Origin of the sequence: Desulfosarcina cetonica JCM 12296 (assembly GCF_001311845.1) — a bacterium.
GTDB lineage: Bacteria > Desulfobacterota > Desulfobacteria > Desulfobacterales > Desulfosarcinaceae > Desulfosarcina > Desulfosarcina cetonica.
Genome location: NZ_BBCC01000173.1, coordinates 1 through 12878, shown reverse-complemented (window position 1 = coordinate 12878; position 12878 = coordinate 1). Strand labels below are relative to the sequence as shown.

At 48.4% G+C, this 12878-nt stretch carries 15 protein-coding genes; 1 reads left to right on the top strand and 14 read right to left on the bottom strand.

Features of this window, described 5'->3' with window-relative positions; translation table 11 throughout:
* Positions 1 to 63: 63 nt before the first annotated feature.
* The 3 genes from JCM12296_RS26805 to JCM12296_RS26795 form a co-directional block, all read right to left on the bottom strand.
* A complete protein-coding gene (locus JCM12296_RS26805) occupies positions 64 to 432 on the bottom strand; it encodes a hypothetical protein (protein ID WP_054699604.1) in 369 nt (122 codons plus the stop codon).
* A 233-nt stretch (positions 433 to 665) separates the two neighbouring features.
* Entirely contained in the window at positions 666 to 2024 is a 1359-nt protein-coding gene (locus tag JCM12296_RS26800; protein WP_054699602.1) for a multiheme c-type cytochrome, read from the bottom strand.
* A gap of 163 nt (positions 2025 to 2187) precedes the next feature.
* Positions 2188 to 2904, bottom strand: coding sequence for a type IV toxin-antitoxin system AbiEi family antitoxin domain-containing protein (locus tag JCM12296_RS26795; protein ID WP_054699600.1), 717 nt, complete (start codon positions 2902 to 2904; stop codon positions 2188 to 2190).
* 442 nt (positions 2905 to 3346) lie between these two features.
* Between JCM12296_RS26795 and JCM12296_RS48190 the strand changes: the two genes are divergently transcribed.
* The gene (locus JCM12296_RS48190) at positions 3347 to 3475 is read left to right on the top strand and encodes a hypothetical protein (RefSeq protein WP_281492166.1); all 129 of its coding nucleotides are present in this window, start codon (positions 3347 to 3349) and stop codon (positions 3473 to 3475) included.
* Positions 3476 to 3559: 84 nt separating this feature from the next.
* Here JCM12296_RS48190 and JCM12296_RS26790 read toward each other — a convergent pair whose 3' ends face one another.
* The 11 genes from JCM12296_RS26790 to JCM12296_RS38990 form a co-directional block, all read right to left on the bottom strand.
* Entirely contained in the window at positions 3560 to 3886 is a 327-nt protein-coding gene (locus JCM12296_RS26790; protein ID WP_054699598.1) for an AAA family ATPase, read from the bottom strand.
* Entirely contained in the window at positions 3883 to 4290 is a 408-nt protein-coding gene (locus JCM12296_RS26785) for a restriction endonuclease subunit S (protein WP_054699596.1), read from the bottom strand. The genes JCM12296_RS26790 and JCM12296_RS26785 overlap by 4 nt, the downstream gene beginning before the upstream one ends.
* 644 nt (positions 4291 to 4934) lie before the next feature.
* Positions 4935 to 6296, bottom strand: coding sequence for an IS1380 family transposase (locus tag JCM12296_RS26780; protein WP_054699594.1), 1362 nt, complete (start codon positions 6294 to 6296; stop codon positions 4935 to 4937).
* A 133-nt stretch (positions 6297 to 6429) separates the two neighbouring features.
* Positions 6430 to 7884, bottom strand: coding sequence for a hypothetical protein (locus JCM12296_RS42590; protein ID WP_218188303.1), 1455 nt, complete (start codon positions 7882 to 7884; stop codon positions 6430 to 6432).
* A gap of 5 nt (positions 7885 to 7889) precedes the next feature.
* Entirely contained in the window at positions 7890 to 8087 is a 198-nt protein-coding gene (locus JCM12296_RS42585) for a hypothetical protein (RefSeq protein WP_218188302.1), read from the bottom strand.
* Positions 8084 to 9679, bottom strand: coding sequence for a DEAD/DEAH box helicase family protein (locus JCM12296_RS42580; protein WP_218188301.1), 1596 nt, complete (start codon positions 9677 to 9679; stop codon positions 8084 to 8086). Before JCM12296_RS42580 ends, JCM12296_RS42585 begins: the two co-directional genes overlap by 4 nt.
* A 3-nt stretch (positions 9680 to 9682) precedes the next feature.
* The gene (locus tag JCM12296_RS26770; RefSeq protein WP_054699592.1) at positions 9683 to 10126 is read right to left on the bottom strand and encodes a type II toxin-antitoxin system death-on-curing family toxin; all 444 of its coding nucleotides are present in this window, start codon (positions 10124 to 10126) and stop codon (positions 9683 to 9685) included.
* 2 nt (positions 10127 to 10128) lie between these two features.
* A complete protein-coding gene (locus tag JCM12296_RS26765; protein ID WP_218188300.1) occupies positions 10129 to 10791 on the bottom strand; it encodes a hypothetical protein in 663 nt (220 codons plus the stop codon).
* Complete coding sequence (locus tag JCM12296_RS42575) at positions 10785 to 11147, bottom strand: hypothetical protein (RefSeq protein ID WP_218188299.1); 363 nt, start codon at positions 11145 to 11147, stop codon at positions 10785 to 10787. The genes JCM12296_RS26765 and JCM12296_RS42575 overlap by 7 nt, the downstream gene beginning before the upstream one ends.
* A gap of 1 nt (position 11148) precedes the next feature.
* Positions 11149 to 11733, bottom strand: coding sequence for a hypothetical protein (locus tag JCM12296_RS26760; RefSeq protein WP_157067923.1), 585 nt, complete (start codon positions 11731 to 11733; stop codon positions 11149 to 11151).
* Positions 11734 to 11930: 197 nt separating this feature from the next.
* Positions 11931 to 12878 (bottom strand): site-specific DNA-methyltransferase (locus tag JCM12296_RS38990; RefSeq protein WP_218188298.1); only part of this gene is annotated, 948 nt, incomplete at its 5' end.

Below are 12878 nucleotides of genomic sequence, written 5' to 3'. Positions count from 1 at the left end.
GGCCTTATCTCCCAATTGAAAAAAAGAAACAGGCGCCACTGCCAGGTTCGCAGACTCTGAACATTAAATGGGCATTATCCCGGTAATAATGTCCCTGTCTGAGTATGTGAGGATTTTTTCTGGAATACCTGTCCCACTCATCCCATGAACGCCAATGGCCGTAATATTCATATCGGTGCCCTTTATGCTTGTAATGACCATAATGGCGGCCTTTATCATAAGGGCGTTCTCTGTAACCGTGATAGTTGTGGTAATCCCGACGCTCTCTATAGCGGTCAGGTCTATGTTCGTTTGGACCTTTCCCACGATTGTCTCGACGATCTTCGAAGTGTTGCGGTCCGCGGTCATGGGGGCCCATTTTATAGTTATGATCGCCATGATGGTAGCCAGGTTGTCCCGGAACGCCTCTACCCGAATCGTTTTTCCGCCCATCGGCCATCGACAGACATGGGAATAAGAAAATCAGTATGATAGCGATGATGGTGATGTTGATCTTTTTCATAGTTTCTCTCCTTGGAAATCTTGGTCAGATCAAAAATTACTGAAATGGAACCCTCCAGAGTGTTGTTAATCCGATGTTGGCTTGATTTTTAGAATTCTTGTAATCTCTGACACCGAATTCAAGAAAAAGTTCAGCAATTTTTCAGGCGCTCGTCCACACCCCATCAGAGTCTGGCTTGAGCCTCCGCCATCTTTATGATTGGCAGGGGATGTGTGCCTTTACCCGTGGCCTTGTCCAGCATTTTTTGAGAGGCGCTTCGGTAAAACAGGGTTGCCTTGACCGTAGCGCCGTTAAGTTTTCCCGGGGGCAATTCAACGGTTTCAAACAGTGATTGCCCGGGGGGAACCCGTTTGTCTTTGAGTATTTCGCGGGCCTTGGCAATATTCTCGACAGGATTTCCCTTGCCGTCACCAAAGACAGTGTTGAAAAGGATCGTATCCGCCGGCAGATATTGATTTTCATCCCTGACGCCGGAAGCAAAAATGGTTTTTCCTTTTTTATCCGTGACGAGAATTTCAAGCCACATCTGGCGCATTTCGGTCATGCCCGTGGGCAGATAATGGCCGGCACCGGTATTTTTTACTTCGATGATCAGTTTGCGATGGGCTTGTTGTGTGATGCCCAGCGTTGCCGCGTTTTCAAGCCGTGAGATGGCCATTTGCGATTTTTCCGCATCGCCATTGAGCTTGGGCAGATAGGCATTGGCGCCGACGAAATAGTGCGTGAAGATATGCTCCCGTTGCGGACCGTCATCGACGGCCTGCCCGGGGTTGAGTGGTCTTTGGGTGCTTCCCGTGGCCGGAACGCCGGGCCGTTGAACCATATGGCAACCCTGACAGGTGACGCGCCGCTTGGGATCATCCGAGTAATAAGGACCGTTTTTCCATTCCGTGTAGGTGGTTTCCAGATCCGTTGCGAAGACCACATGTTTGACATTGTGGCACGTCCCGCAGATCTCTGCGTTGGTGTGGAATGCGGAGTAGGCGGTTTCGTGATAATCCGATTCCGAGTCCTTGAAAGGACCCCGCTTGACGCCCGGGTCTTCCTCGCCATGCCCGGGCTGGATAATCAGACCGTTATTGTACATTTTGTGGGCTTCAGTGGCGCAGTGGCAGTAATCGCATTGGATACCCATTCGAGCAAGCTCCGGGATTTTGCTTCTGTCATCTGAAGACTTGGTCGGATAGCCGGTGATAACACCAACCGGCGTATGACATTTCACGCAGGCCTCGGCTTCCTCGATTTCGTCCGGATCCTTCAGGCCTTCACGCAGGAAATCCGAAACCCCCAGATAAACCGTGTCCGTATGCGAAAGGTGGTGGGTTGACCGTTCCCATTGGGCGAAAATAGCCGAGTGACAGCCGCCACAGGTGTCCGCGGCGATAAACCGGTCGATGGAATAGGTCGGGACCGTTTCTTTTGGTTCCGCACTCACGTAAACCCGATATAAAATCGCCAGAATGACCGAGGCGATCATCAATGCCGCGATGACAAGGTGTTTGTGGCTTTGCAGGATTGTCATGTTTCCGTTCGTCTCCATTGCTAGGATGGGTAAGGTCTATTTGATGATAAATAAACGTCAAGAACAAACGCGTGATGGATTGAGAATCGAAATATGATTATCCGGTAAAGGTGGATTTGTCAAAACGATAAGACGGCTGTTTATCCACGGCTGGCGCACCTGTTCAGTATATGGATTGCTCCTGGCCATTTGTCATCTCCTTGGGAACCGTTATTTGATAGGTGGCATCATAAGCGCCACCTTTGACGATGAGTCGCTTACCCCGGCCCAGATCGATTCCTTGGGTATCCAACGCCTGGTGCCAGGCATGCCCATGGCGGTCGCTGAACCACAGGAAGAGCCGCTTGGCTTTGACTTGGGTGCAGGATAGCAACAGGTCGCGCAGCAGACTGGGGCGCAGGTTGACCGCCGATTCAAAAAATTTGTCAGCCATGTCAAAGTCCGCCCGATTACGCACACCGGCCAGCAGCTCCAACAGGGCCAGCTCAGGCAGGCTGAACGGTATGGGCCAATCCCAGGCCCCGAACGGCCGGTGATGCACGGCTGACTTGGGCAGCGGATCAAACAGTTGCGCGGTATGAATCGTGAATTGAAACGAGGTCTGAAACGACTGCACCCATGTTGGCACTTTGCCCCCGCCGTAAAGATCGATGAGTTGTGAATTGCCCAGGGGCAGGTAATGGGCCATGCCTTGCAACTCCAGGGCGCTGCGACCGCCCACGTGCACCGTCCAGCCCATCTGGTCCAAGGAATAGACCACATGCTCCCACTTGAGTGCCGGTCCAGGCCGGCGGTAAATGCCGTGGGCCACGGCGGTTAACTTGCCCGCCCGCAGGCATAGTCCACCCGGGGGCGGTTGAATCCGCGCGCCTTCAGCCAAGCACGATTAACCAATTGCCCTTCGGGCAATGTCTGTTCAAAGGAGGGGCCGGATTTGGTTGTCATGGTTTATAAAACCTTTTCAATGCATAATTTATATATGCATTGAAAGCGTTTGGCAAACCAATAGTTTAAAAATTATCGATTTTGCATAAATTATCTCTGCAAATGGAATGATTTGTAAACTCCTTACTGTCGCGTTTTGCTGAAACGATAAGCGTGCTTTGGCTAACAAAACAGGTGAGCCCGGGAAAAAACATGAACATGGATTTGGAAGCGGTCTCGCATTTGCCAGGGTGTTGCAGAGCATGTCAATGGAAACGGTGCCGTCAATAAAATAGGGTCAAGGGCCAACTTGACCCTATTTCATCGAGCGTCTCGGGATATTTCCATGACCACTGCGGATTGAGATGGGTGTCGGGTTCGTCCAGAAGGATGAGATTATGGTGCTGGTTGGTGAGGCGGATGGCACCAATAACGGCGATGAGCGTAAGCAGGATATGGCGGGCCTGCTGGTTGGTCGAGAGTACAAAGAGCGGGCAGAAATTATCGCGCTCGGGTTGCTGGATTAAGCGGCGAAAGCTCGTGGTGTAGCGGTTAATCAGGCGACGGATGCGGTCGCAGTCTCCTGAGTAGTAGGCGAAGGTGGTCTCCGGCTAATAAACCTGGGCCTCGCCATCCCGCAGGCGGCGGGTGAAGTGATTGATGGATATTTCATACCCGTCGACAATGGCGTCTATGCGACCTTCGGCGGCGGAGAGTTCGACGTACCGACCTTGGGCTTCATAATCGAAGCTGAAGTCAAACGCAGGGGGCTTGTTCAGGTAGACGCCGACTAGGATGTGGAGGATGGCCTCGACGAGGTTGGACTTGCCGCTGCCGTTGCCGCCGATCACCGCGTTGAGGAGATAGGGCTGCTCGAAAGTGACCTCGCAGTTACGGAGATTTTTAAAGCAGTCAATCCAAAGGCGGTGGAGTTTCATCGGGCAGGCTTTCTCTTTGGAGATGGTGTGCCGGCAGCGGAGAGTTCGGCGACGAGGGCTTCGAGGAGGTTTTTTGCGGTGGTGCGGGAGGCGGCGAGTTGCGTTTCTAACTCGTCCACCAGGGTCATCATTTGGTTTGCTTTGGCTATGATCCGACGTTGTTCGGCGAGGGGTGGAAGGGGCACATCGATATCCCTAATTGTTGCCATTGAAATACTAGGCTGAGCGGTAGATTTTAAGTGTTTGAAAATTTCAGACCGCCCCACCGGCGACTGCATGAAAAGCAGAAGAAAATGCCTGCGATTGGATGGGTTCTGCAAATCTCCATGCCCCATCATAACATTAGGCCAGCGAAGTGGATAGCCCATTTGAAAAATTCGATATAAGAGGTAAACATGAATCATTCATAAGAAGGATTGCCTTATATGAAGCATTGTTCTGAAGATTGTAAAAGCCTCACCAACAACTCAAAACAAGCAACAAACATTCCCGCCGAAGATTTTCTAACCCACATCGATAACCTAAAAAAAACCTGGAACTCAACTTTTGTACCACGCCCCCGATTCAGTGAATTTTCTTGTGGTGTATATTCTTCCGGTCATTTGGCCAATTGTGATTCCGCTGGTACCGGCCCCAAAGACGCTTTTTTCATTGGTCGAGTAAAGTGCTACCCCATCGACTCCGCTATCAGTTGGTTGAAAAAACAGGCGTCAGCTACCGGCCCTGGAAGAGTGAAAAGGTAAAACCCTACTTAACCCTACCGCATTTTTAGAACACACCGAGAATATCGGTGTGTTCATGCAGGATACCTATCGGCACTGAAAGCCTGAAACGTGCCAAGCAGTAGCAATATATTTTTACCTGAATCAGTGGCCTAAATTTTGCTGTAGGGTTTGGCGGCGGTTGGTCGCCCCGCACGTCAGACTTTGGTGAGAAAAAATCCTCACAGTTCTCAAAATATTATGCACATATGCTCTTTCGTCCAGGTTGTGGGCATAACCGACCACCAAGCAAATGCTTGTTAATGCCTTGCTCTTTGAAAACGTTGCTACTCCGTAGCGGGTAGTAAATTCAGGCGAAGATAGACCCGTTCCATCATTTTGGAAAATGGATTCAGCTGGCCAAACGACAGGTACCATTGTCTACCCCGGGTCACCAATCGACCGGCCATGTAAATCAAGTCCTGCATAACTGTTCGGATGCGTCGCCGGGAAACTTTCTTTTTACGGGTGCCCGGTAGTTCGTTGGGATTACTCTCCTCAAAGCTGATCTGCCCGATGATCCGCAGCATGTTGTACGTCAGCATCCCTAAATGGAGAATCAAACTGTTGCTGGAAAAACGACCGCTCGGCAAGCGCTCTAAACCCATGTCGGATTTGAGTTCAGAGTGAAATTGCTCGCTGGTGCCATGATCGTGATACAGGCGGATCACCTCATCCGGCGGCAACTGATCCAGGCTGCACCAATAGGTATCGATCTGATACTCGGGAAACAGCAGCGCCTGGCCCTTTTTGGTTTGTCTTTCCGTGACTTCAAAGATGATTGGGTAGGGCAATGGGTTGCCGTTGATATCCACACACGTCTTTCCGATCCATACTTGTTTTCCCGGGCGGCAATGGTGTTGCACTCCAGTTTGCTTTGCCAGATCAACCCACTTTTGAGGGGATTCCCTGCGCAGATTGCGCTTGATAATAAAGTGAACATTGCTTCGGGAAATGCTGGGAAAGTTGTCCTGGCTGTCATTTCCCGAATCCAACCGCACCAAAACCGGCTGAGCGGTGATTTTTCGGACATAATCCAAGGTGCTGTTGATGAATGCGGGGGTGTTCTTTTGGCAGTGTTGCTTGCCTTCCCTGAGTTCAAGATTCACCAGATATCCTTCAGTGCCCAGGTAGGCAAAGATCGGAGCGAAGCCATCAACGCCTTTGTATGTTCTGGAAACGCCTTCCTTTTGTGTCTTCGAGTTGTCGAAAGGACTCACATCCATATCCAGAGGAAGAAACTCGCCGGCACTGGTGTGTATGGGGGAGATCGCCGGAGCGCAGGATCGGACCAAATCGGCGCCTGCATCTTTAATCGCCGTATCGGCCCGGTTGCCGATCAAATCGATTCGCTGACGCAATGTCGGGCTGGACGGACATACGCTGATGCCAACGGCCTTGCTGAAAAAGTCTTGTTTCTCACGGAAAATTTCAATTGCATCGTAATCAGGTTTTCCAATGCTCATCAGAGCAATCATCGAGCCCAGGATATCAGCATGAGAAATTTTGGGATCAACACAGTGAATGCCGTTGATCGTTTCGAAACGGAATCTGAAATTAATCGCATCAAGCAATGCACCGATATTGATCAACCCGCTATGGCTGGTGAGCTTTTCCATTCCATGTTTGATGCTGATAGGGCGCCGCATGAATGTCACCTCCGAAGTGATTGTTTGACGCCCTGTTAGTTACCATATTATACATATTAATTCAATATTTTATATCTATATTAACCACATTTTATGCCACGGATTGAGGGTTAAGTTAACTATGGTTTCTTTCTTAATTTTTCATGATTCGAAATAAATTATCAAGATAGCTATCTTTATCATCACTCATGAACAGGATATGATTATCTTCAAACTGCTGGATTGTCAGCCTCCATTCAAGTTCTTTTTGCTTGATCCAGGAAAGAATAAAACTGTTCAGGATTACAGTTGGATCTCCGAGACGTGTTTGGATATCTTTTATCGTTTTATGAAATTGGATTTTCTTGCTTGTCGGTCCTTCCTGGCGAAGACCATGGGGTTCGATGAAGGAGATGTATTGCTTGTCGTTTTCAACCATCCACAGAATAAAATCAGGGTAAAAACTACCCGCTTCAAAGAAACCGACACCTTTCCCTCGACTAAAATTCCTTAGCAAATATATTTCCTGGTTATTTTTTTTCAGCCGAATTTCCCGATCCTTGCAGTAGTCATGCAACGCCATGACAAATTTATACTCACTTTCGTTAAGCGCCACTGGAGAGACCTTGATGGAAGAACCCTTGCTAATATGAAAAAGCGGTTCGTATAGATGGGTGTCAATTCTGTGAGCACGAATGTGCCCGATCTGCAACCATTTGTTTTCCGGTTTACCCAAGTCAGCCTGGATTCTTCTAATATCTTCAATAAGACTTCGTTCCGTGGAATCTACAATGAACTGATACCCCTCGGCCTCATCCGGGAAATTATCGTCGCTCTTTTCCAACTCTCTGATTTCAAGGCGGGGTTCGATAAAAGCCCGATGATTCAGGCTGTAAAAGCGGTCGCAATAGCGTTTCAATAGTTCGGCAGCGATCTGTTGCCACAAGACCACATTGCTATACCGGATGGCCGCCATATTTTCAGCAGGAATGAAAAGCGTGTACCAATCAGATACGTTAAGCAGTTCGCGGAGGCCCGATTTTGAAACGTTCAGGTTATGCCACCTTTTAAGTCGTTTGTATTGTTCCACCTCGAAAAACAACTCATCCATATTTAGGAAACTGAGTTGGGTCCGGGTCAATGACGCCGTCTCTTTGGCACTTGCCTGCTGGTTTCCTTTGGATTTAACGGTTTGGATGCGAGGATACCAGTCGGATTCAATGTTGATTCTGGCATGCAAATCTGCATGTTGACCAAGCGTTGGAACAGGCCCATCATTTTTAAAGCTATATTCCTGCCCGTCATCCCGTTTTCTCTTCGGTCGAATGATTTTCAGTTTCTTGCCGATCCCATAGGTAATGGTTAACGGAACTTTGAAAACTTCTTTTCGTTCATTGCCGGGAAGCCCCTCTTCCTTGAGGAAATCCTTGAAGCGCTGCATGAAATCGGCTTCGATGCCAAACACATTCAGACGTTCAAGCTCATCAATATAGGCTGGCTTTTTGAAAACGCCGACGTGACCGCTTCGTTTCAGGCTCCAGTTGTATCCTTTGAGGCGCACGCCCCGGCCAAACAGCTGAATGATTTGGGCGCCCTCGCTTTTGCCCACATGCATCAGCCCATGGTGCTAACCCGCCAACAATCCCACCCTTCAACGAATTTTTTCGATCCGATGAGCACGTTGATCGGTGAGGTGGATTCATTCACCGTTGCGAACATCGCGCTTGAAAAATCGCTCTCGGCAATGACCACATTGATGCCCGCGCTTTCAATATTTTTACACAGTCCAAGGGCATCACCAACATTGATCAACCCAAAGGCTCTTCGGCGGTCCCAACGTACATGGCGACTTCACCGCTATCGCCCTTGATACGATCCAATCTCAGATTCCCGCCACCAGGGTTGTTGAAAAGCCGTAATAGAATGTCTTGGTAAATGGTTTTACCGGTTTCATCATGGGTGCTTATCTCTTCGTTCAGGTAACCAAACGTGCCTGTAAAAATATCATTGCCCTGCTCATCCAACAGGCCGGTGTCTTTGCCGGTGTGAAGGACAATATTCTCGATGATCGGACAGAAACGGTTCGGCTGGCTGACGAAGTCGGATAAAAATTCAATGATTTTGGCTACATCCGAGGATACTTCTTTTTCAACCTTGGTGCCGGTGGCTTTTACCACACTGGATCCAACAAACACCCAAAGCGGCTTTTCGATATTGAATGGGGAAAGCTCGGTTTTCTTTTTGTCGAAAACCAGAAGTTGCTGATAAAACTTCAGCAGGCAGGCGGTCAGGTAAGTGGCCTGGGTTTGTTCAAACCCTTTGGTCAGGTTCAGGATGTGATAGTCCTTGCCAAAGCCGTCTTCGTAGAACCAGCGGTAGGAATAGTCGAATAACGTACACTTGGCGTAGCTGTCCTCGATTTTCTTGTCTTTGGAAGCGGTCACTGACTGAGCAAAAGTTGCCGAGTATTCAATGGTAAATCCTCGTTCGCAAAGCATATTACGGCGGGTGACCCAAGCCCCCTCTTCAGTGCCGCTCATTCCGCGGTGGCCTTCGTCAACCAGGAGCAAGTTCTCACCGCCCAGATTACGTGTGGCTTCCGTGTTGGGGCCGGCGCTGTCCGCCAGCTTGGTGATTTCCATGACATCGACCCTCTTCAAATGGGTATCCGATCTCATGAAAAGCGTATCCCGCCCCGGCACATAACGCATGGCATCAATGCCGCTTTGGCGAAACTCCTTAAGGTGCTGATCGCTTAACCGCTCGTTGGGCGTCAGCAGGATGACCCTGGAAAGTTCCCCCTCACGTCCCGCGCGTTTGGCATAATGCCTGAACTGAAGCAGATTGACATGCATGATCAGGGTTTTTCCACTACCGGTGGCGTTTTGGAAACAAAGCTTGTTCAGGTCGTCCAGAATAAAAGGTTCGATATCCTCGAAGACATCCCAATGGTCGTTGAATCGTTTGACAAAGGTGTTCAGGTTGTCCAACAGGGCCAGTGGATCGCCAAAATAACGGTCCAGGTATATTTCCGTGAACAGTAGTGTCAGCCACTGAAAGTATTTCCAGACCACGGGCCTGCTACGCTTTTCGTTGATGGCCAGGGTATGATGGCCGATGTTGTCCTCGTAAACCCGTAGCTGCTCTCGAGTGATTGCCGGTAAGGATAAATCCAGGGCGTTGGCCAGACCGTAGAAAAATTTGTGGGTATTGCTTGCGTCCATGCCTTCCGCCAAGGGATCACGGATCGGTTCGGCCAGTTTATGGAAGGGACGCAGCTTTTTTCCACTGTCGTCCTTGTATTCAAGAAACGGATCGATGCCGAAAAGGCTGATCAGCCACTGGTTCAAAATCAGCTTGTCCTTGAAATGATGCCGTTTGGTGCCTTTTGATCGTTTTGCCATGCGTTATGTATCCTGCGACTGAATCGCGTTTAGAACTTTTAATTTGAGCACTTCGTTATCTTCATCGCCGTTAACAAGGGCGCTGATAATCTCCTTGAGCAGGTCTTTACCAATACTGCCTGCCGCAACATGGTAGCTGATATTCTCCATTTCGCGGAGAAACTTGGTGGTGATGAAGACATAGCCGTTGAGAAGCAGAAACTGGGCTCCCAATGACAGAGCCAGTCGTTTGTTGCCATCCTGGAAACAGTGGAATTTATTGGTGCTGAAAAAGAGATGGGTCAGTTTATCCTCGAAGGTGGGATAATAATCGTCATTTTGAATATGTTCCAACACGCTTTCCAGCCTGGCGATGTCCAGATGAGCGACAATTCCTCCACCACTGACCGCAACGGTTCGTTCGTGAATATCGACGGCTTGTTGGATAGTGATATAAACGATTGCCATGGCTAACGGTCCTTCAACCGCTTCATGACATCCTTGGCGTCTTCAAGGCGTTCCTGTAATTCCTTGCTCTTTTCGCCCAGGAAACGTTCAAATTCGGCAGCATCCAGCGGCACGATATATCCCTTGAGTTGGGCATGCAGGGCGTCACGGAATGCCAAGTCCCTGCTGGCCATTTTTGAGCGTGCCTTTTCGATCAACGGTTTCCAATGGGCCTGGGTTTCAAAAGCAAGGAACAATTTGTCCACTTCCCATGAGGTCAGTTTTTTGCCTTTCCGGGTAAAGGCGTCCTCAAGGACCTTGGCGAAACCGTACTCATAGGCGGATACCAGATCCAGAATTTCCGAATAGAAGGTGTCGCGGACCCGGTCCTTGTCATGCAACCGCAGGATTTTACGGTACTCCTTGGCTTTTTCACGGAAAATGCTCACGTAGATTTTATCGGTATAGATCGGGTATTTGAAATTACCCATATCGACGAAATTTTTAAGGGCATCGGTGAATTCCTTGCGATAGTTTTCCTCTTGAAAGGCCGAAACCAGAAAATCTTCATCCCGTTGGTTAATGTACTTGGTCCCACCGCCGGTACGTTGATTGATGGTGTCGATAACGATGTCCAACATCATCTGGCGCAACAACCGTGCCCGCTCACTCTCGGTAATCAGCATGGCCAGATCAAGAAATGCCCGAAAATCGAAAACGCCCAATTGAGGGGTTTTATGTTAACGAAACCAATTTCGTTAACATCCTGCTCGGAAACCGCCTTTTTAAAATTTTTCAAACGGTTACCACGCAGTACCGCATAACCGTTCTGGCGCAGTTCATCGCCGAATTTTTCGATATAGTTATCGATGGTCCGACCGGTAACTTCAAAAAAGGATGCTACCTGCTCCTTGACAACCACGGTTTTCCCCTCAAAGGGAATGCCCTTGAGGCGGGTTGCTTTCTCGATTTCCTGCAAGGCGTATGGGTTATTGAGAATATTCTGCCGGTCCACCACGGAATTGGTCAGGTCCTTGGCCATCTTACACGTCCTCCACGTCCCACATCCGTTTCATGAAGTCTTTTTCAATGAGCCGGACTTTCCAGTTTTCCCCCTCCTGGCGAAGGTTCGGCAAGTTATTGGAGCCATTGACGTAGATGGTATCGTATTCGAAATCGCGCGGATTGACCCGAATGGTTTTGAACCATTCATCCAGCATCAGATTGTCTTTTTCCTGGTCGTCGGTCAGCTTGCGCCAGACAATCAAGATTTTTTCATTCTTCCCGTTATCCCCTGGCACCCAGCCTTCGATTTTCCGGAACCACCACGGGCCATCGGGGGTCTGTTTACGACTGGCCATCTTCAGGCGGGTATGCTTATCGTCCGGCAGTTCGGGATCCGGCTCACGATAAAATTCGGCGGTGAAGGATTGAGGGGCGTCCATGTGCTGGACCCGCAGGCCGATGAGATAATTGAACGTTTCGATCAGATCCACATTGCGGACCTCGTATTCATCCGTTCCCGGCTTTTTAACCTTGAGCTGGTAGGCCGTGGGATCGACAAAGCTGTCAATGTTCAGCAGGCTCTGGCTGCCACGGGTTTCCGTTTCCAGCATGTAGTGGAGCATGTATTCCTCGCGAAGTTCCTTGCTTTTGGCGAGCGCTTTGGTGCGGGTTTCTTCTTGTTTGAATTCGAGGTTGTTCAGGCAATCTTCGTATGATTCGAGCCGGAGGTATTTGAAGCAGTGAGATATGCCAGTGTGACGATCAACAGGTTTACCATTCTTCCAGTTTTCTGAATAGACAGCCTTTTGCAATCTTGGTTTTAGCACTGAATCAAAATAATCACCCATTTCGACGAGGATATACTTACGGCTACCATCATCTTCACGGTTAAGATTGATTGTGGCGTGACCAGTGGTTCCAGAACCTGCAAAAAATCGATTACAATACCTTTGTCACACAAGTTGGCAACTCGTAAATTATCCACAACTAAATTTATACTTTTTGGAAAATCAAAATCTTTATCATTAAAGAGGCTTTTTAGTAACTTTGTCCCGCTTTCGCTTGCTGAGTATTCTGGTTTTTCCCACCAAGTTCCTGGTAGAGCACCAGTTTGATTGGGCCTGTATTTTTTATGTATCTCAAGGCTACCATCGGGTTTAGTTATGAGCTTTAAGTCAGAAATTTCTTTTTTTGCCCGTTCAGCCGAACAGGTCCAAACTTTTTCATTTCCTGCTCCATCAATGGGCCATATAATCTTTTCTGTAATTCTTGTTTCTTCAGTTAAAATCCACTTCTCTGAGCTATTATCCCATTTCATCAATGGAATCCTAATTCCTTCAGGTGAAACGTAAAGCGGATAAAATGATTTTTTCCGGTCTGATCGATTCGAATCCGATCCCGATTTGCGGAAATTAGCCCAAGAAAAAATACCATTTTTATCACTATGAGGATATCGTTCTGCTTTAGTTCCTTCACGCGGCAATCGACCAATAATTACATTTTCGTTACCCCAAAAAACAGCATATTCATGGTTTGTCGAGAAACCAGTACTTGTCGGTCTGCCTTGAGGTTTGCTTCGAACAACTACAGTTGCCAAATGAGTATCATTGATCGTTGATTGCACAGCGCCAAATAAATTGGAATATTCATAATCGTCAATTGCAATGCATAAAATCGAATTATCTTTTCTCATTGATGATGTGGCTATAAGCCTGTCGACTATTAATGAAGACCATGAAGAATGCCTATATTCATTCTTGTATAATAT